General features: G+C 46.0%; 15 protein-coding genes. 3 read left to right on the forward strand and 12 right to left on the reverse strand.

The window, feature by feature from the left end; genetic code table 11:
* The 4 genes from Q1A86_RS01555 to Q1A86_RS01570 form a co-directional block, all read right to left on the reverse strand.
* A complete protein-coding gene (locus tag Q1A86_RS01555; protein WP_299802037.1) occupies positions 1-390 on the reverse strand; it encodes a cytochrome C in 390 nt (129 codons plus the stop codon).
* Positions 390-1616, reverse strand: coding sequence for a molybdopterin-dependent oxidoreductase (locus Q1A86_RS01560; RefSeq protein WP_299802039.1), 1227 nt, complete (start codon positions 1614-1616; stop codon positions 390-392). Before Q1A86_RS01560 ends, Q1A86_RS01555 begins: the two co-directional genes overlap by 1 nt.
* Positions 1616-1936, reverse strand: coding sequence for a c-type cytochrome (locus tag Q1A86_RS01565; RefSeq protein WP_299802040.1), 321 nt, complete (start codon positions 1934-1936; stop codon positions 1616-1618). Before Q1A86_RS01565 ends, Q1A86_RS01560 begins: the two co-directional genes overlap by 1 nt.
* An 802-nt stretch (positions 1937-2738) precedes the next feature.
* Positions 2739-4460, reverse strand: a complete 1722-nt coding sequence (locus Q1A86_RS01570; protein ID WP_299802042.1) for a chloride channel protein — start codon at positions 4458-4460, stop codon at positions 2739-2741.
* Positions 4461-4521: 61 nt separating this feature from the next.
* Between Q1A86_RS01570 and Q1A86_RS01575 the strand changes: the two genes are divergently transcribed.
* Both Q1A86_RS01575 and erpA read left to right on the forward strand, forming a co-directional pair.
* A complete protein-coding gene (locus Q1A86_RS01575) occupies positions 4522-5325 on the forward strand; it encodes a DUF6776 family protein (RefSeq protein ID WP_299802043.1) in 804 nt (267 codons plus the stop codon).
* Complete coding sequence (gene erpA / locus Q1A86_RS01580; RefSeq protein WP_299802044.1) at positions 5318-5668, forward strand: iron-sulfur cluster insertion protein ErpA; 351 nt, start codon at positions 5318-5320, stop codon at positions 5666-5668. The genes Q1A86_RS01575 and erpA overlap by 8 nt, the downstream gene beginning before the upstream one ends.
* Before the next feature lie 86 nt (positions 5669-5754).
* Here the strand turns inward: erpA and Q1A86_RS01585 are convergent, their stop codons facing one another.
* From Q1A86_RS01585 to Q1A86_RS01610, 6 genes are all read right to left on the reverse strand, one after another.
* A complete protein-coding gene (locus tag Q1A86_RS01585) occupies positions 5755-6147 on the reverse strand; it encodes a hypothetical protein (RefSeq protein ID WP_299802245.1) in 393 nt (130 codons plus the stop codon).
* Positions 6148-6288: 141 nt separating this feature from the next.
* The gene (locus tag Q1A86_RS01590; protein ID WP_299802045.1) at positions 6289-6669 is read right to left on the reverse strand and encodes a DUF2750 domain-containing protein; all 381 of its coding nucleotides are present in this window, start codon (positions 6667-6669) and stop codon (positions 6289-6291) included.
* A 136-nt stretch (positions 6670-6805) separates the two neighbouring features.
* Positions 6806-7501 (reverse strand): aquaporin Z, encoded by a 696-nt coding sequence (aqpZ, locus tag Q1A86_RS01595; RefSeq protein ID WP_299802047.1) that lies wholly within the window; start codon positions 7499-7501, stop codon positions 6806-6808.
* A 153-nt stretch (positions 7502-7654) separates the two neighbouring features.
* Complete coding sequence (locus Q1A86_RS01600) at positions 7655-9082, reverse strand: alkaline phosphatase (protein ID WP_299802049.1); 1428 nt, start codon at positions 9080-9082, stop codon at positions 7655-7657.
* 60 nt (positions 9083-9142) lie between these two features.
* On the reverse strand, positions 9143-11665 hold the full coding sequence (locus Q1A86_RS01605; protein ID WP_299802050.1) for a prolyl oligopeptidase family serine peptidase: 2523 nt from the start codon (positions 11663-11665) through the stop codon (positions 9143-9145).
* A gap of 139 nt (positions 11666-11804) precedes the next feature.
* Positions 11805-14582, reverse strand: coding sequence for a TonB-dependent receptor (locus Q1A86_RS01610; RefSeq protein WP_299802052.1), 2778 nt, complete (start codon positions 14580-14582; stop codon positions 11805-11807).
* Positions 14583-14935: 353 nt separating this feature from the next.
* Here Q1A86_RS01610 and Q1A86_RS01615 point away from each other — a divergent pair, with 353 nt between their 5' ends.
* Positions 14936-17086, forward strand: a complete 2151-nt coding sequence (locus Q1A86_RS01615) for a winged helix-turn-helix domain-containing protein (RefSeq protein ID WP_299802054.1) — start codon at positions 14936-14938, stop codon at positions 17084-17086.
* 71 nt (positions 17087-17157) lie between these two features.
* Here Q1A86_RS01615 and Q1A86_RS01620 read toward each other — a convergent pair whose 3' ends face one another.
* Together Q1A86_RS01620 and Q1A86_RS01625 are read right to left on the reverse strand one after the other, a co-directional pair.
* A complete protein-coding gene (locus tag Q1A86_RS01620) occupies positions 17158-18267 on the reverse strand; it encodes an anhydro-N-acetylmuramic acid kinase (protein ID WP_299802056.1) in 1110 nt (369 codons plus the stop codon).
* A 60-nt stretch (positions 18268-18327) separates the two neighbouring features.
* Entirely contained in the window at positions 18328-19743 is a 1416-nt protein-coding gene (locus Q1A86_RS01625; protein ID WP_299802058.1) for a peptidoglycan DD-metalloendopeptidase family protein, read from the reverse strand.
* Positions 19744-19865: the final 122 nt, after the last annotated feature.

Genomic DNA, 19865 nt, shown 5'->3' on the forward strand with positions numbered 1-19865 from the left:
TTAACCTTCCTTGCTTGGTGTTGGCATTGGTGGCATTTGGTCACTATCTAAAGGCTTACGTCTAAAGATCTTCATGTCGATTCCCGTCTCATCATAATAAGTCGAGAGGTAGTCGAGCACGGGATCCCAAGTATCAGATAGGTCCCACAAGCCCTGGGTATCCACCATCCACTGAATAGTATCGCGCCAAACTTCACGATTGCCCTTGTTTTGCGGGATAATCAGCGTGGTATGGCAGGCGTTACACTGATAGTTAACCATTTCCCAGCCCGGTGCCATGATAAGGCCTGACACTGGGTCTACCGGATAGCTTTTGCCTGCATCTGCAGCCATAGCAGGAGAGAGGTAACTTAAGGCAAGCAAGCCTGCCGTAAACAGAGTCTTTGTCATTATACGACCCTTACTGCCACTCGGTGACAGCCGTTAAATAGGTAGCCTTTAGGGTTCCACTGTGGCTGAACCATAGGCTGAGTATCACCCTTGGTATCAGTTGCGCGAGCCCAAATTTCATAGTAACCAGCCTGTGGAAGCTTAAGATCGATATTCCACTGCTGCCATGCTGTTGGGTTTACAGGCTTAGTTAATGCCGCTGTTTGCCAAGTTGTGCCGTAGTCGTAGCTGACTTCAACTTTAGCGACATCGCGCATACCAGCCCAAGCGTGACCGCTTACAGAAAGAGTCTTGCCTAGTGCCATTTCGCTGCCCGTTTGTGGTGCAGTGATTAGCGACTTTACAATCATCTCTTCGATGATCTTAAAGTCTTTGTTGTCGACTTTCTCACCCGGTGCAACAGGGAACTTAGGTACTTGGTAAGCTGGAGCGCCCATCTTCTTACCGTCGTGAACGCGATCTCTCACGCCCATACCGGTTGCACATTTTTGTGAAACTGAACCAGGACGACCGCCAAATACAATACGTAGTGGGTAACCGTGCATGTAAGGGATATCTTCGCCGTTCATGCCCCAAGCAATCATGCCATTCTCATTCATAGCAGCATCGATTGGTACGCCGCGAGATATGGCTGCGCCTTTACCGCTGATGTGCTTATCTGCGCCATAGTGAGCGGTATAAACTGCATCACTCTTCACGCCACAATCAGCCAGTACGTCTTTAATTAATACACCGGTCCACTCAGCGCAGAATACCGCAGTGTTACTCCACTGGTTACCTTTCGCATTTGGGTAGAAGTTTTCACGGCTGTTACCACCACACTCAAGCACAAGTTGCTGAGTGTGAGTTTTGAATTTCTTTTTTAGTTCGGCAATGGTGTAGGTCTTTGGGGTTTCAATTGACTCACCGTCTACGGTAAATTCCCAAGTATCTGGATCAATTTTGTCAAACTCCGGCATCTGTCCGTTCCAACGGATAAAGGCTACATCGGCCGGTGTCTTAACTGGAGCAAGTAAGTGCTCTGGTGGGAATGCGTTTAGTGGGCTTGAGTTAAGCACTTTAAAATGGCTTGGTAAGTCATCAACGTTTTTCCACTTAACAGCAGATACGTCCATTGGCTCAATACCAGCAGGGCGATTTGATGCAAAGGCCCAGTTAAGTGGCAGCATGGCTGTTACTGAGGTCGCTGCTGCGCCCTTTAAAAAATTACGTCTATCGATAGCCATTAGTCTTGTTCCTTACCCGTATTAAAATATTCCGCCATTGCCTGCATCTGTTCTTCGGTTAACAGTTTGGCGACTTTACTCATCGTCTTATCTTGGCGTTTGTCTGCTTTAAAGTTTTTTAGTTGTCCAACCATGTATGCTGCGTTTTGTCCCTTTAAATTTGGGATCGAATCGAACTCGTTACTTCCGTCGACTCCGTGGCAAGCAATACACATGTTGAGCAGCTGCTTATAGTTCTCTGCAACGGCTTGACTGCTAAAGCCAAGTACTGATGCTGAGAGCACGACTAGCGCTGCTAATTTATTATTTAATACACTCATTGTGTGCCCTTATCGGGATGATGTTGTTTACGTTTGGTTAAGCGAACCCTTGGAAATTAGCCTGACCCTTGCATCACGCTCTTTGGTGATTGCACCAGGTTACGTCCTTGCAACTTTTATTTATCAACACTCTCGAGTACTTCATTATCGTTATTCGTAAATGAAAGTGTTTGAGTTCGTAAAACTACCTAAAAGTGTGATGATAAGCCTGTGAAAAAATCTAAAAAGTTGTGAAAACGCCGAAAAAGTAGACGCTTTGTTGGTTTTTGATACCATTCGCAGTTGGAAGTACAAGTGAGCGCAGTTGTGCGGTGATTGTTGATTTATTATTGTTCACTGGTTTTGTATTTGATGGGAATTCGTTTTTTTGTGTGGGTAGCTCGTTATTTCACCACTTGGCTGGCGCTGGGAGGTGAGGGGGGGCGAGTCGTCAGGTTCTAAATGCTGATGTTCTTGTTTGTTAACTCGCCGATATGAATGCTTGTTTCTGCAATCTATTAGTGATGCATATGGGATTTTATCGCATATGTTAAAGATGATAAGGCTGAGTTGGTAATTGTTTCAAAAGTGCTTAAGGCCATTTGGGGCCAGCATGGTTATTTTGAGTAATACATTAAAATGAATCGCGTTCGATGAAAAAGATTGGCTGCCTATTGGACGAAAAACTGGTTTCTCAGATTGTAAAAGCTTGTTTATCAGATGGGAAAATATGCCTAACAGGTGAAAAGCCACTTGTCTAGTAGGGCTAATCTTGAGCTTAATCAAGTTAGCTTAACCAAATTCGCTTAGTTAAAGCATAAGTTTACACTTGTCCAGAACGGATCTCTTTTTGTAAAGAGACCCAATTTATTACGCCAACAATCTGTTTACTCGATTTTTGATAGATATAGACCTCACCTCGACGTTCTTTCGAAAGAATGGCATACACTTCATTAAGGGTTGCGGTATCAGGTAGCCCTTGAATACGGTGGCGAGTCAAGGTCGTGTCCTCATCTCTGACTTGTAGCTCAAGCTGCAACATTTCCACTTTGCCTTGAGTATTTCTAACGAGCACCGAGCGGCCTTCTGCGCGCTTAAGCACCTCTAGTAATAGTTCGTCATTATCACCGACAATCACAAAACGCTTATCCATAATGTGGCGTACGCCGACTTTCTGTAGTCCAAGGTTTACTGGCGCAACTTTATAGCCTAGTCCCATTATTTCGAGCTGTTTGAAGAATATAGACTTGGTCTTAAAGCCTTGATGAGCAATCAAGAAGGCCGGGATCACCACGAACATGGAGGGTAAAATTATCGAGGCGTTATTGGTTAACTCAATAAGTGCCACGAGTGCTGCTAGAGGAGCGCTTAAACAAACCCCCATCATGCCTGTCATGCCGATAATGGTATAAAGACCAATATAAGGAGCAATACTTGGAAACAATAAGGCGCTAATTAAGGCCAAGATGGTGCCGAGTAAAGCACCAATTCCATAGAGTGGGCCAATCAGTCCGCCTGGAATACCTAGGCCGATGGCAGCGATGGTGGCGATTATCTTGCCGATTAAAATCGCGCTTAAGAACAAAATACTAGGATGCTGATTAATGGTCTCGGCAATGGCGAGTTCACCACTGCCAATCGCTTGCGGTAATACTAGACCGACTAAGGTGGTAACGGCACCAGCAAGCAGTAAGCGATTAATCAGTGGCCAGTGTTGTCCAATAGCTGTCACTTTAAGTAAGGTGGTATTAAATAATGCCGCAATACAGCCAAGTATTACACCAAATATTGCAAGTAGTGGGTATTGACTGAGTGGAATGGCTGCCACACCAATTTGATCTAACTCATGTACATCGCCGAACATAAGCTGGCTGCTAAGGGCACCACAAATGGCTGAGATCATAACCGGAAAAAAATAATGGATCTTGTACTCTCTAAGCACGACCTCGAAAACGAAAATCACCGCGGCGAGTGGCGCGTTAAAAATGGCGGCGATTCCGGCGGCGATACCACTGGCACACATGACGCGGACACTGTTGTCGGGGAGCTTAAATTTCTCAGCTAATACACTGGCACTAACGGCACCTAAATGGATTGCAGGGCCTTCTCGTCCTACTGAGAAGTTAGTGGCAAGGGCAAATAAAGCTTGGAAAAATTGACCGGGGGCAGACTGCAGCGGGATCTTGCCATAATGCAGTTTCATTCTGTGGATCACATAGGCGATGCCCATGCGTTTATAGCGCTGAGATCCCATTTTTGCGACGCCCCAGATTAAAAAGGAGCCGAAAAGCGGTAATAATACTCGCCAGTCATCGATGATGTCCGTAAAATTCAGCTCTTGGGTTTTGGTGACGGTGTCGCACCAGACCAGTAATAATCTAAAAAGAACAATGACACCGGATGCAAACAGTGCAAAAAGCAACGCGAGCAAACATAACTGTACACTGACCTTAGACTGAGAAAGCGTATCTTTAAGGTCGCTATGTAGGTACTTTTGAAATTGCTCTCGCTTCTTCGCAATGATTTGATGCACAGAAATTTCCAAAATTTATGTTTGTCACATTGATTTCAAAATGTGAGATTTTTTATTAAGGGGCTGTTACTTAATGCCAAATTATCATCGTTGGCTCGATCGCTTGCAAGTGATTGAGCGACAAATTAGACCCTCAAGTGTCTATTTATTACTTTTACTCCTAGTCGCCTTTGCGTTGGGCGCACTCATTTACGATGTGGCCAAGGCGCGTTTCCTGCCAAAAGTAGAGGCTAAAGTTGATAACAGCGAGCGCTATGTACAAGAGCTGCAACAGCAAGCACAGACTCTGGCGGCCCGTAATATTGAGTTGGCGTTAGAGCGTGAAGCGAACACCAATATGCAGGCGATGTTTGTTGAGCAAAATGCTAAGCAGAAAGAGTTGGAACGTGAGCTGGCATTTTACCGCAGCGTTATGGCACCAGAAAACAATGCTGACGGCGTGGCCATCAATGCATTAGAGCTAGAGCCTAGTATAGAGCCACGTCAGTACAGAGTTAAGTTAGTGCTCACTCAACTAGAAAAACGTAAGCGTTCTTTGGCAGGACGCAGCGAAATCACATTGGTTGGTTTGCAAGATGGCAAAACGGTTAGCCTCAAGTTATCAGATTTGAGTGATGCCTCATTTAAATTTAAATTTAGGTATTTTCAGGTGCTAGAGGGCGAATTTACATTGCCTGAGGGCTTTAGCTTGTCTAGAGTGAAGGCCAAAGTGATAGTACCTACGAGTCGTTGGACCAAAGGTTCGCAAACTGAACAGGAATATAGTGCACAAGATTTACTTGTGGATGAAAAAGAGCAGGGCATATTACTTGAACAAAACACTCAGGTATTAGATAATTCTGCACAGCAAACAGAAGTAAGAGGTAGTAATGACTGAACAAGCTGAAGATGCTTTGCCAATCCGTTTCACCGATGCGGCGGCTTCAAAAGTAAAAACCTTGCTCGAAGAGGAAGAAAATGAGGCACTTAAGTTACGAGTGTACGTAACGGGTGGCGGTTGCTCAGGTTTCCAGTATGGTTTTACTTTCGATGAAAAGGTTAACGAAGGTGACTTTACTGTAGAGAAGCAAGGTGTTCAGTTGGTTGTTGACCCAATGAGCCTGCAATACCTTGTTGGTGGCGAAGTGGATTACACTTCAGGCCTTGAAGGTTCACGTTTCTTCGTTAAGAATCCAAATGCAACGACCACATGTGGTTGTGGTGCAAGCTTCTCTGTTTAACCTGGCATAAGGTAGAGCTGATGAAGTAAAAAAGCCGTCTAATGACGGCTTTTTTTATATCTGTACATTCAAGAGTAGAACTGGACTCAACGCATAATGTTGAGGTTAAACTCGCGATTAAAGTACTGGCCCACCTTGCGGTTAAAGGCAATCCAAACCTGTACTATCGCCAATAAAATCAAAATACCAAATACCAACCAGTCAGGAAGCTGCGCCTTAAAGCTGCCGATAGCGAAGTTAGATGGCCCAGATGCGACCATATTGTCTGGGTCATAAAGGACCAGTGGCATAATGCTGACAATAACTAATTGTAAGCCAGTATAAACCCGCAGCATTATGAGACCTGCCTTTTGTTTACCAATGATGGCAAGGACCATAAATAGCGTCAGAATACAAAATAGTACCCCCTGCTTAGCGATTAATCCGCTGACAGAAATCGCCACAAAAAATATCAATAGTGCGATGAGTCGTTTAGGCATGGGAACTTTGCTTGGCGTACTGGGAGCTGTGGCTGAGTTTTTGGTATCCACTTGTTATTCTCTTTTATTGTCTTTATACAGCAGGCAATGATGCGATTACAGCTAACACAGAGGTGTTAGCTGTAATTTTCTAGCATAAAATTAGTGACGTTGCTTAGGCGTTAGACGCTCTTCTAGCTCGTGTGGCGGGATCACTACGCCTAAGTCGTCTTGTACTGGGAATACGGCAACGAAAAGGTCATCGTCTTGCATACCAGGTACCCAACGCTCTAGCCACTCGTCAACTGGAATCGCTAATGCTTGGCAGTCTTGCCAGTCATCAACAGCCCAAAGTGCAGCAGCTTCTTCAGTTGGCCACATAGGAATGCAGTCTTCCTCTTCGGTGGTCAGCATTACGCAGCCGTCTAAATCTTGTAATGACCATAGAGTCTTATTTTCTTTAACTTGCTCAACTAGGTAGTCGTAGCGAGACTCTGGCGTCATCTCAGTGATTTGTTTAAGGCTTTTGTTTTTGTTGCTCATGGTATACATCTCTTAAATTTAAATGTGGCGAGCCTTGAAACAAGGAGAACGCGCCGATTAGACGGATAATAGCACCAAGCTGACTATTGAAAAAGAAAACAGAGCCTAATTTGGCTCTGTTTATCTATTTTGACAATTAATCTTTAGCGTCGAAGACTTTATAAATTAGCCCTGCGAGAATCGCACCGACAATTGGCGCAAGCCAAAATAGCCAAAGTTGTGAAACGGCCCAGTCACCGACAAAGAGTGCTGGTCCGGTGCTGCGAGCTGGGTTTACCGAGGTATTGGTGACTGGAATGCTGATTAAGTGGATTAATGTTAGCCCTAAGCCAATGGCGATAGGCGCAAAACCTTTTGGCGCGCGTGAGTCGGTAGCACCAAGAATGATCAGTAAAAAGAACAAGGTCATCACGATTTCACAAATCAGCGCCGCCGTTAAGCTATAGCCTCCTGGTGAGTGCTCGCCATAGCCGTTTGAGGCAAAGCCTGCCGATAGACTAAAGCCATCTTGTCCAGATGCGATCAGATATAAGATCCCAGCGCCAGCGATACCACCGGCCACCTGAGCGATAATATAGGGAAGCAATTCTGATGCAGGAAAGCGTCCGCCTGCCCATAGGCCAATTGAAACTGCTGGGTTTAAATGGCATCCCGAGATATGGCCTACGGCAAATGCCATGGTGAGGACGGTCAAACCGAACGCAAATGCCACACCGAGTAGGCCGATCCCAACTTCTGGAAAAGCTGCGGCTAAGACGGCGCTACCACAACCCCCTAAGACAAGCCAAAGTGTACCGATAAATTCGGCAGTCATTTTTTGGTTTATATTCATAAAACAGTTCCTTGAGTTTGCATCATTCCATTGGCAGTAAGTAGGCTGCCGACTGTCAATATAAGACAAACTTACTTTATGCCTTACTAAACAAAGAAGTAAACAGTTATAAAATGAAATTTATTGTTGCTACAACCTAGTGTATTGAGAGCGTTACTGAACCTTATAGCGTTCGTCTTGCACCATCTGAATTAAGGTGGCGGCTATTTCGGTATTGTCTTTATGCCCCCTGAAGTACAGTGCACCTTTACCATAGGCATAAATTGGCACATCGATAGCATCATGGCCTCCTGTAGTCCATCCAGTATAGGTCAGCTTATCAATTACTTGTTTAAGAATGTCTGCAAGCTCTTTTGTGGGCTCATGATGCGAGAGGAGACTGTTAAGCCGGCTGCGCAGGAATTCGAGTTTTTTGGGCTGAATATCAATGCTGATATGGGGTCTAATAAAATGTGTGAAGCTAGGTAAATCATTGAGGACTTCAGGCGTCTCCACAATTTGTTTTGCGATGGAGATAGGCAGCGAGTGAACCTGATGCAGTAATTGACCTTGCCATTGGTAAGTCCCGTCTCGTCCTAGAGTTAGCCCGCCAGTCGAGTGATCGGCCGTAGCAATGAGTAAGGTGTCAGGGTGGGTATCGACATAGTGCTTTACTAGGCTCAAAGTATTAGCAAAGTCATGCATTTCATTCATCGCGCAAACAATATCATTACTATGTCCACACCAATCTATTTGGCTGGCCTCTACCAGCATCACAAAGGGTGCGTCTTGAGCCGATAGTAAGGCTAAGGCTTTTCGGGTCATAGTCGTGAGGTGCAGAGGGTCCTGACTTTCTAGGGTGCTAGGCAACCCCTTGGGGGCGAATAGGCCTAAGGCAGGCAGTTTTTCGATACTGTTTAAATCGCTTAGGCTGTCGATATACTGGTAGCCATACTCTTGAAACTCTATGGTCAGGTCCCGATCATCGCGAGCGAAGTATTGGGCGCCGCCGCCTAGCATGAGATCGGCAACGGGGCGCTTGTCGATAAGGTTAGTTAAATAGCTATCGGCAATCTGATCGTAGTTTCTTCGGCTTTCATTATGGGCTAAAAAGCTGGCAGGGGTGGCGTGGTTAATCTGGGACGTGACCACAATTGCAGTGGTTTTCCTCTGCGCTTTCGCCATCTCCAGCAGTGTGGGGAAAGCCCCTCCTTGATGGTCTACTGAAATCGCGCCGTTATAGCTTTTATAGCTGGTGGCTAGCGCGGTAGCCGCCGCCGCGGAGTCGGTGACATAAGTGTTGTCATCAGGGTAGGTACTCGACATCCCGACTAACAGCTTATCGAAGATTGTCTTCTCGACTCTTTGAGTTTGTGGGTTATCGTTGTAGTAGCGATAGGCGCTGGTATAAGCTGGCCCCATACCGTCACCAATCAGATAGATGATATTTTTTGGTAGGTATTCGGCCACGATAATTGGCGCAAAAGGATCATCCGTGCCTGCTGCAGCCTCTTTACTTAAGAGGGCGGGGCTCCATAAACTGGCGCAAAGCAGGCTGGAGAAAATTGCCGAGAAACCAACAATCGAGGTTAAGTGAGTCATGTTCTGGCTACCCTTAATGTTCAAAAAACCGCTGGCTAACTCAGTTAGCCGCAGGCGTTATTAATGGAATGTCACTTGTGTTTTATCAGGCAGGTTTGGCGTAAAGTGAGCGCTGCCTCTGGTAAGCGCTGGGCTTTTTAGGTATTGCTCTAGCCAGCTTTCTTGTTCCCACAACATATGCATAATTGATTCTTTAGCCTTATAGCTATGGCTCTCATAAGGGAAGGTGACTAGGCGAGCTTGCCCTCCAAGCCCTCTTATTGCTTTAAACAGCCTGGCAGACTGCATGGGATAAGTGCCGGAATTTGAGTCCATCTCGCCATGCATCAGTAATAATGGTTCATCAATTTTGTCAGCATGGGTAAAGGGCGATATCTGTTGGTAGAGGCTAGGGGCTTCCCAGAAGTTACGTTTTTCATGCTGAAAACCAAAGGGAGTTAAGGTGCGGTTATAGGCGCCACTTCGGGCAATCCCTGCGGCAAACAGATCTGAATGCGCAAGCAAGTTTGCCACCATAAAGGCACCATAGGAGTGACCTCCTATGGCAACCCGGTCCCTGTCGGCTACCCCCATCTCCACTAAGGTATCGATTGCAGCTTTGGCGTTGGCGACTAACTGATGGCGGAAACTATCGTTGGGTTTCTCTTTACCTTCGCCAACAATGGGCATGGCAACCTTATCGAAGATGGCAAAACCTTTGGCTGTGAAGGCAACGGGGCCCTTAGCGCTAATTTGATTGTATTGATTGGGTGAATAGTTAACCTGACTGGCAACCTCCGCATTTTTGTATTCGCGGGGGTAAGCCCACATGAGTACTGGCAGTGGCCCATCTTCAGAGCGGTAATTAGCGGGGAGGTATAACACGCCTGATAAAGGCAGGCCGTCATCACGGGTATAATTGACTAACCGCCTAGTCATGCCTTTGTAAGCCTCGAGCTTATGTTGGCTTTGATACAGCACTTGCTCGTTACCGGACTCCACCTCTAACATCACTAAGTGCGATGGCGTATCTGAGGTCTGCCTACTGATGATAAGTGTCAGCGGCTCAAGCTTTACAATATATTTAACGCTTTCTAATTGCTCTGTTGAGGACTGCCAAAGGGTTACTGGCTTGTCTATACTGTGGTTCTTTTTATTAGCGCTGAGTGCCGATGACTTTAAGAATGGCTGATAGCCCTCAGGTGATGCACCAAGGCCGTAATGTAGTAGGCTATTGTTATCTAGCTTGTAGACTCGACCTAGGCTTTGTCCATCAAGTTTAGCGCTTTGTCGATAGAGGTTACCGGGGGCGTTGTAGGTATCGCGGATAGCCTTTTGATACCAGAGATACAAGGTTTTATCACTGTTTATTGAGGTATCCAAAAGGCTCACACGCATCTGCTTCTTGTCGGACTGACGCTCAGTGATAAGTGCAGTACTCTTCTCTCCCCACTGTACTTTATTTATCCGCCAAGGCGTTTTGGTTAACGGCGTAGGTTGTTGAGTAAAAGGAGCGCTGAGCTGCAGCAGTTGATCGCGATAGGCAACCTTGACGCGACTGTCACCATTATCGAGGGCTTTGACAAAGGCGAGGGTATCGGGTTTATCGCTACGCCAATGGATCATGCGTGGACCTTTTCGCACCGAGTCGCTTCCCGGAGGGCGATATTCACCGCTCTCTAAGTGGGCAAGTGTTCGTAGTTTTTCTCCCGAGCGGCTAAAGAGCTCTACCGATTGCGCAAAGTCATAGTATTTAACCATATATGAGAAAGGCGCGGCGATACGTTTTACCACTAGGTAATTATCATTAGGTGACAGGCTATAGCTAATATTAATCGCGGGCTCACCAATCGGGGTGACATCGCCATTGAGTGCAATAAAGCTGAGTTGGCTGGTGGTTAAATTTGAAAACTCGTGCTCATCTTGTAGGTTTTTGAGCAGATCTTGATAGGTTCTGCGTGGCGCTTTCTGGCCTGAGGTTTCACTTATGTTAGGGGCGATTACCGCTTGAGTCTGAGCTTGCGTGGCGCTCTCGACTACGAGGTTAGTGAATACGCCCTTGCTGTCGTTTTGCCAGATATATTTTAAACCCAGTGTGGCATTGAGGCGGCTAGGATTAAGTTTGTGGCTTTGTTGTTTGGCTAAATCATAAATAAATAGATCGGCGCTATGCTTTGTTAGGCCGATATAGCTTAGATATTGGCTATCGGGGGAGAAGGCGACATTGGCGACCTGCATGCCGTTGGCTAGTGCTATGGTGACAGGTTTTACGCTTGATTTAAGCTGGGTTAGGTTAATGAGTTCGATGTTTAAGTAGGTGTACTTAATGCGGCTCGGGATCAACAGGTCTGGTGATACTCTAAGCCCAGCGAGTTTGCGCTCATCTTGTGCAAGGGTGTCGATTGAAAGATGTTTCTTAGGAGTTAATACCGCCAACCATTGCTTGTCTCTGGATAAGCGAGTGCTTACATTTTTTGTTTGTTCTACGACATCTTGCAGTGCCTTGCTGGGGAGTTGGTAGCTATTGCTCATGGCTTGATTGCTGAAAAATAGCGGGTAACAGATGGCTATCAGGGCATACACTAAGAGCGAATTTCGAGACATTCTTATCTCCTGAACCAGAGGTGGTTGTTTTAAAAATAAGCGCCCATTAGATGGACGCTTGAGAACTCGTTATTAAGGGAGATTTACGCCCAAACAAGTTGAATACACTCACTTCAACTTGTTTGGGGAGTTAACGAGGTTAAAACTTCTGTGAATAACCTAAGAAGAAGCTACGACCAGTATTTGAATAGCTGCTGTTGTCATCTTCATAGAAAGGCCAGTCATTGTGCTTGTCGTTACGCACGTCGTACAAAGGTGGCATCTCATCGGTGAGGTTTTTAACACCTGCGGTAAAGCGACCTTTCCACGGTGCGTAGTAGCTTAAGGTGATGTTGACTGTTTGATAGGCATCTAAGGTATCAGTTTCCATCGATTCAACATCATCACCATTTTCATCTAGGTACTCGAACAGATCGACACCTTTTGCTTCACCTGTGTAGTAATAAGCAACGGTTGCACTGAAGTCTTGATAGTTCCAGCTCAAGCTTGCGTTACCTTTCCATTTAGGGAAGTAATCGGTTTCAGTTTGCTCTTCAATCTCGCTATCGACGCGCTCTTGGTACTCTTTCTTAATTAAGTAAGAGGCGGCTACTTTAAATTTAAAGTCACCAATAGCTGTTTCAGGGAATTGATAGTTGAAGCTGGTATCGATACCTTCTGATGCTTCATAGGCGCTGTTGATAGGGCCCTTACGCATACAGGCGATGTTTTCGATGCCATCGTCATCGTATTCAGTCAGGTAACCGACTCTATCCATCTCTTCACAACTGCTGTAGTTACCCGTCTGATAATAAGAAGGATCGTCTAGCATCTCATCGGTAGAGATAGTTTTCACTGCGCCTTCAAGCTCGATGTTCCACCAGTCGACAGTAATATCTGCGCTGTCGGTAATATTGGCAACGAAACCTAAGTTCCAGAATTCACCCTTTTCCTCTTCAAGGTTTAAATTACCTTGAGTAATTGAGCGGTAATCATCTTCATAGATCTCATCAGGGATCGTTGGATGCGGATAATCGGTGCCACCGAAGCCGATAGTTCGGCCAGCATATAGGCGGTGCATATCCGGCGCTCTAAAGCTCTTACCCCAGTTAGCACGAACCATGACCTCATCAATTGGACGATAAGATAGGCCAACCTGTGGTGTGGTTGCGCCGCCTACATCTGAGTCATCCAAGTATTGGTCGTAACGAAGGGCTGCTGAAAGGTCCAGAGACTTAACCCCTGTGATGTCGGCAAGTAGTGGGATTTGTAATTCACCGGCAACGGCCACACGATCACGGTCGCCCTTACCACCTGTACCACCCATTCCGATTAAGCCACCGCTTGATGTGACCTCATCTAGGGTGTCTTCATAACTTTCACGCGCCCACTCCGCCGTGGTTGCAAAGCCGGCTGTACCCGCTGGTAATTCCATTAAGTCGCCAGTAAATACGGCTTGAAACTGATGCATGCTTGAATCTGAATTCTTGGTTGAATCAGCAATTAACATGTTAGCTTGTTCAGTTGTCAGCTCATTATGTGGGTACCATTTTGATGGATCTGCATCGTTTGGATCGAAGGTGACAATATCGAGCAGCGCATCGGCGCTCACCATATGATGGTTTTGTTTTTCATACTTGTTGTAGCTGCTCGACCAAGAGAGATCTAGTTCATACTCACCTATGGTGCCGTCGGCGCCAAACGAGATAGCAGCCTTAGTGTTTTGGGTATCATAGGTACGCGGTCCTGGATACTCTTCCATTCTACGGGCAAGGTAGAAGCGATTATCGTCTTCAAACTCATATTTGTCATAACTTAGCGCACCGGTCGCTTCATCTTGATAGATGCTAGTGCCAAAACCTTTTTCATCTTTGTACTTGGTCGACTCTTTGTAAGATGCGTTGATCATGCCGTAGATCTGCCAATCATCATTTAAGTCATAAGTTGAGTTCAGCACTAAGTTGACACGATCATAAGCAGACTTTAAGCCACGGTCGGCATACTTATCGTAGTAGCAATCATATTTGTACGCAGGTCTGTAAATGCCTTTATCACCAAATAACTCGTTACATTGCTGCTCATCAAGGTTGACGTATTTATCTTCGTGATAAACCTTGCTGTAATCGGTAATTCTAGAAGACCAACTTGAAGGCGTTGCATCGCCATAAGGACCTGCGCCCCACGTAAGGATCCCGTCTTCATTTTCATAGTAAGCAGGGCTATAAAGGTCATCACGCTGATAAGTTTGAATCGATTCAACTTTCTTATATTCAAGCATTAACAGGGTTTGGCTCTTGTCGGTATTAAAGCCTTGTAGGTAAGACAGATCTAACTGTTCTCCGCCCCCCTGCGTGGGCTCGGTATACTTGGCAGCGACCTTTGCACCTTCATAACTCTGCTTTAAGATGATGTTCACTACACCACCAACGGCATCTGACCCGTAAATGGCCGATGCGCCACCGGTTAGGATTTCGATGCGCTCTACCGCAGCTGTTGGAATATCAGATACATCGACAAAGTTTGAGGTGCCGCCTGCTGCACTAGGGAACGAAGCTTGGCGGCGACCGTTGATCAATACCAAGGTACGGTTGGCGCCCATACCACGTAAGTTGACAGAGCTAGCACTGTCGGTATAGCCATCACTTTCGCCATTTAATGAGCCACCAGTATTGGCTACAGAGGATTGCAGTACTTCAGCAATAGAGTTAAGGCCGCTATTGGCAATATCGTCGGCGGTGATCACGGTTACTGGCGCAACACCTTCGAAGTCGGCACGTTTAATACGTGAACCCGTGACCTCAATTTTTTCCATCTCTTGTTTAGCGTCGCTCTTGTCTGCGGCTTCGGCTGCAAATAAGGTTGTGGGGGTGAGCGCCGCCATACTGATGGCTAGGCTCAATGCTGAAATTTTCATCTTAGGTTTCATCTTAGATTTCATTGATTGCAGTCCTTATTTTTATAATGTCCCCAAACGCCTTTAATCCTATTTGCGCACAACATCAGCTGATTAAGGCGAGTCATTCCTGGGGTGAATACTGTCGAGTTTCCAATTCATATGCTGCTGGTTGTCAACTGAGTTCATTTGTAATTAATTTGTAATCGGGCGGCAATCGGTTGCGGGTCGTTTCTTTGTTGTTTATATGTCTATTCAATGTCTATTGTTCATATTTTCATTGGTTTAGTGTATCTTTTGGGGGCGTGTAGTTTGCTTTGTCTATGTTGAATAGATGTGAATTCTTGATGGTTTTGTCACTGTCGATATAAAAAAGATAAGCAAAAAATGGGGTTGAGATGGTAGAGATAAGAAAAGAAGCGGTATTTAAGCTCGGTCGGTGTGAGGTTAACCCTAGTGATAATAGCCTTAATTTTTATGACGCGAGCAGCGATAGCAATAGCATTAAAAAAGTCTCTATTCAGCCAAAATTTATTGAAGTATTAAGCTACCTTGCGCGGCAATATCCGAAAGTTGTCACCCGAGAGGAGCTAATTGACAATATTTGGGAAGGCAACAGCTATGTGGGCAGTAAAGCGCTAACCAATGCAATCTGGCATCTTCGTAAACAGCTCAATCGAGATGCTGGTGGCGAGCAAGGCATTGAAACTGTAAGAAAGATGGGTTATCGCCTTTTACTCGAACCTGAGTTTAATGATGCGGATCTGGTGGAAAAGCCAGACTTATTTCAGCAAGCGCAGTCGACAATTACTCGGCTGACTCTCGTTAATCGACGCTTGCTGCTGGCAGCAAGTCTTTGTTTAGCCCTAATAGCTGTGGCTTGGGGTTACCATTTGTATCAAGACAGCATTCGCTATGTCCCAACGGTTAAGTTGAATTTAACTACAGCAGCTGGCTCAGAGCTTTATCCGGCAGTTTCTCCCGATGGTCGTTGGCTGGTTTATGGCAGTCGTGGCAGTAATAGGTATGCGAGCCTTTACCTTAAAGATCTGCAAAACCCAACCGAAAGCCCCAAGCGACTGACATCGACTAAGTCTGCAGAGATCCGAGCCGTGTGGAGTCCTGATGGCAGCGCACTGTATTATGGTTCAGAGCATCGGAGTGAAGATAAGTGCTACCTGACTAAACTCAATTTAGACAGCAACGAAGCACTTAAGTTAGGAGAATGCTACACCTATAGCTCGGCTATAGATGTCGCGCCGGATGCAAGTCGTTTGGTTTATATTTGGGATGCTGGCGAAGGTTTTGGTTCGGGCTTGTATGAGTTGGCTTTAAATCGAGACGACAGTATTCCTAAGCGTTTATCCTGCAAAGAAAACTGTAGTTACCGAGATCGTGATGCGGCTTTTAGTCCTGACGGAAGTTGGCTCGCAGTGGCTAGGCGCTTTGGTAATATTTCGGAAGATATCTTTCTTTTGCATACCGAAACAGGAGAAGAGCAGCGTTTAACCTTTGGTCTAGAGGATATTCGCGGTCTTAGCTGGCATCAAGACAGTGAGCGTTTGATCTTTAGCACGGAAAACTCCGGAGTAAGACACGGCTACATAGTGGGGATCGATGACAAGCTGATCCAGTCATTAGAAGTGGAGGGCATGAGTTACCCGCGCTCTATTCCCGAAAGTGATGAAGTGGTTTATTCCAATTATATGCGTGATTATCAGGTCGCCTCATTTGCGCTAGAGCAATCTATCCCAACGGCGACCTTTCCACTGCTACAGGTAGAATACAGCTACCGAAACCCCGATTATTCTGCTGTTACTCAGCGTATTGTTTATGTCTCTAATGAAACCGGTTTTAATGAAATCTGGTCAAGCGATGCCGATGGCAATCAAAGGCGGCAGCACACAGATCTGAAGCGTAGGGTGGCTTATCCTAGCTGGTCTCATGATGGCACGAAGGTGGCTTTTCTTGCACCGGATGACAAAAACGAAGGTAACAAAATTCATGTGCTGGATATGAAGACCTCCAATATCAGCATTCTTGCTACCCCCTATCTCGATCATAATCGCCCTAGCTGGGGTTGGAATGATGAGATGGTGCTGGCGAGTAGTAAAGATGGTATCACTGAGTTTTATCTAGATAACCGCTTACCTAAGGTCATAAGCCCTATCGATATGCGGCTAGGCAAGATGATCGCCGACGATAAGTTAGTCTTTACTCAGCTTGGAAAAAGCGGATTGTGGATGCTCTCTTTAGCTAAGCCTGGCCAGCCGAGCGAGCTGATCAGTGGTAATAATTTCGGTGAAGGCTATAACTGGGTGGCAACCGATAAAGGGATCTATTTTAGAAACAGTCGCAGTGGTTTTCAGTTGATTAATTTTTGGCGTTTTAACACTGGGCTTATCACGCCTATTTTGAAGTTACCGTCGGGCAGTATTCCACGCTCGGGCGCGATGACCTATGTGGCTAACCGAAACAGCTTACTGATGACCTTATCGCAAAATTACAAACGTGATGTGATCAGGTTGCAGCACAAGCTGTTGTATTAGAAGACTAAGGTGAAATATCAATTGCAGCACAAGCCTGTATGTGAGCTTATGCTGCTATGTTTATTTTGGCTTTATCTAGCCGGATAGAAGGATCCTAAGATGGCTTCTCTTGAGGCTCCAGTCACGGCCGGTAGATTCCCCGGTAGACCTTGATGATAGCGCATTGCCAACCAGGCAAAGGCAATCCCTTCGACCCATTGCGGATCTATGCCAAGCTCTGAGGTTGTCACCACCTTATAGTTAGGCAGGAGTTTGTGTAATCGGTGCATCAACTCGCTGTTGTAGGCGCCGCCACCACACACATACAGTTCACCATTTTCCGATAACTTAAGTGCGTCGTTGGCAATACTGTAGCAGGTTAAATCGAGGAGGGTCGATTGAATATCGGCTTCACTTAAGTGGCCAAATTCAGATAGTTGCTGCTCCGCCCAAGCCTGATTAAACAGTTCCCGGCCAGTGCTCTTGGGCGCGGCGAGTGAAAAATAGGGGTGAGACAACAGGTGCTGCAACATTCTTTGATCTGTGGTGCCCGATTTTGCCCAGGCGCCATCCTTGTCATAAGGCTGGCCGAGCTGATGTTGGATCCACGCATCGCTTAATCCATTTCCAGGACCGGTATCAAAGCCTGTGACATCTTCATTATTACCCGGTAGATAGGTCACATTGGCGATTCCACCTATATTGAGGATGATGCGTTTGTGATTAGGGCTAGCAAATACATGCTGATGAAAGGCTGGTACTAGTGGTGCACCTTGGCCGCCGAGGGCGATGTCTTTGCGTCTGAAATCGGCGATAACATCGATACCCGTATCAACGGCAATGGTGTTGGGATCGCCAATCTGCAGGGTAAAGCCCATCTCAAGGTTAGGCATATGGCGCACGGTTTGACCGTGGCTACCGATGGCGATGACCTGCGACTTGTCGACATTGGCTGTCTCCAGCAGGGCATTGACCGCTTTGGCGAAGAGTTTACCCATGCTACGGTCTAAGTGACCGAGGCGGTTTATTTCATCGTTACCCGGCAGGCAAAGCTTTTGCAGGCTGCTTAATAGCGCCTTTGGAAGCTCCTCTGTGTGAGAGGCAATAAGGCTTGGCTGATCGCCATCGAAGCTAACCAGAACCGCATCGATACCGTCCATGCTCGTACCGGACATTAAGCCTACGTAATAACTGTTATTCATGGCATTAAACCTATAAAAACCTTATAAATCCCACCGAGTAAAGATTGGGGCCCTGCAGCGCTACTGCGCTGCGATTTGCACCTGTTTGTTATGTTCAAGCTCAGCCATCATTGTTTCACTAAGCTTAGCAAACTGGGCTTTCTCCTTCCTCGCAATCGGCTCAGACTTTGGTAGTTTGATGGTACGAGGATTACGGTGCACGCCATTAACGATGAATTCATAGTGCAGGTGAGGCCCCGTTACTCGCCCCGTTGAGCCTAGGGTACCGATAATTTGTCCCTGCTTAACCGATTGTCCGGTCTTGACCTTACGTTTGGTCAAATGCAGGTACTTGGTGGTATAGGTATCGTTGTGCTTAATAAACACATAGTTACCATTGTATTGATTATAGCTAGACTTGATCACTCGGCCATTACCCGCAGCTTTAATCGGTGTACCCACGGCCGCGACATAGTCTACGCCGCGATGGGCTTTAACTTGGCCTGTTACCGGATGGAGCCTACGAGGATTAAAGCTTGAGCTCACATATTTAAAGTCAACCGGAGAGCGCAGGAAGGCTTTACGCATGCTGCGGCCCTCTTCTGAATAGTAGTTACCATCCTTGTATCTTACTGCCGTATAGCGGTCACCTTGGTTAGTGAATTCTGCTGCTAGAATATTGCCATTCTTTAAGAACTCGCCATCGGCATACTCTTCTTCAAATATCATGGCAAATTGATCGCCTTTGCGTAGATCTAACGCAAAGTCGATATCCCAGCCAAAAATGGTAGCCAGCTGCATAATTTGGTTCGGAGTCAGCCCAGCGTTCACGCCGGCGTTCCAGAAGTTGTTTTCGATGGTAGCACTAGCAAATTTATTACGAGCCTCAACTTTCTTCGTGACGATCTGCTCTTCATAGCCGCTTTCGTTATGAGTTACGATTAAGGTGGTGATTTTATCGAGATGATAAGTCAATCTTGCCAGCTTGCCGTCTACGGTTTTAGCAATAACTAAGTCATCGCCAGGCATGATTTTTAGCAGGTTCTTCTTAGCCTTTGGTAGCTGCGTGACATCATAGACATCTTTCGCCGTCAATCCTGCACGCTCAAAGAGTGCAGCTAAGGTGTCACCGCTTTTTACTTGGAAGTGTTTCTCATTTAATTTGGGCGCAGTTTCTGCAGTCGGTTCAGGCTTTACTTGTTGTTGAGACAGCTCTGCACTTTTGCTTGCTGCTGGCGCAAGTTGTGCAAGGCGTTTACGCTGCTCAGGATCCGTCTCGTTTAATGATGCTGCCGGCGCAGTGGGAGTTCTAAAAGCTAACGGTACGCTATAACGTGTATTAACGTCATATTCACCGTCGGCTGACGGTGTTTGTTTGGATGCCTGCACGTCATCTGATGGCATTAAGATAATAATTAACGTGACAAATAATAAACCGCACAAGAGCATTTGATGTAATTTCGGCAGTAATTTAAATAAAGTTATAACCTTTCCCATTGACCTTGATACCAAATTAGCCCTTTCTTAGTGATCCCTTTAGTGTACACACTTTCATTTGTGCTTGCTAACAAGTAACATGAGTGCCCATATTTTTTTGATTAGGCTCCCAGGAGTAACCG

It is taken from the genome of uncultured Shewanella sp. (genome assembly GCF_947497935.1).
Taxonomy (GTDB): domain Bacteria; phylum Pseudomonadota; class Gammaproteobacteria; order Enterobacterales; family Shewanellaceae; genus Shewanella.

Coding starts and splice junctions, on each gene's coding strand:
- Q1A86_RS01555 (WP_299802037.1), bottom strand. CDS start 390: ATGACAAAGACTCTGTTTACGGCAGGCTTGCTTGCCTTAAGTTACCTC.
- Q1A86_RS01560 (WP_299802039.1), bottom strand. CDS start 1,616: ATGGCTATCGATAGACGTAATTTTTTAAAGGGCGCAGCAGCGACCTCA.
- Q1A86_RS01565 (WP_299802040.1), bottom strand. CDS start 1,936: ATGAGTGTATTAAATAATAAATTAGCAGCGCTAGTCGTGCTCTCAGCA.
- Q1A86_RS01575 (WP_299802043.1), top strand. CDS start 4,522: ATGCCAAATTATCATCGTTGGCTCGATCGCTTGCAAGTGATTGAGCGA.
- erpA (WP_299802044.1), top strand. CDS start 5,318: ATGACTGAACAAGCTGAAGATGCTTTGCCAATCCGTTTCACCGATGCG.
- Q1A86_RS01585 (WP_299802245.1), bottom strand. CDS start 6,147: ATGCCTAAACGACTCATCGCACTATTGATATTTTTTGTGGCGATTTCT.
- Q1A86_RS01590 (WP_299802045.1), bottom strand. CDS start 6,669: ATGAGCAACAAAAACAAAAGCCTTAAACAAATCACTGAGATGACGCCA.
- aqpZ (WP_299802047.1), bottom strand. CDS start 7,501: ATGAATATAAACCAAAAAATGACTGCCGAATTTATCGGTACACTTTGG.
- Q1A86_RS01600 (WP_299802049.1), bottom strand. CDS start 9,082: ATGACTCACTTAACCTCGATTGTTGGTTTCTCGGCAATTTTCTCCAGC.
- Q1A86_RS01605 (WP_299802050.1), bottom strand. CDS start 11,665: ATGTCTCGAAATTCGCTCTTAGTGTATGCCCTGATAGCCATCTGTTAC.
- Q1A86_RS01610 (WP_299802052.1), bottom strand. CDS start 14,582: ATGAAATCTAAGATGAAACCTAAGATGAAAATTTCAGCATTGAGCCTA.
- Q1A86_RS01615 (WP_299802054.1), top strand. CDS start 14,936: ATGGTAGAGATAAGAAAAGAAGCGGTATTTAAGCTCGGTCGGTGTGAG.
- Q1A86_RS01620 (WP_299802056.1), bottom strand. CDS start 18,267: ATGAATAACAGTTATTACGTAGGCTTAATGTCCGGTACGAGCATGGAC.
- Q1A86_RS01625 (WP_299802058.1), bottom strand. CDS start 19,743: ATGGGAAAGGTTATAACTTTATTTAAATTACTGCCGAAATTACATCAA.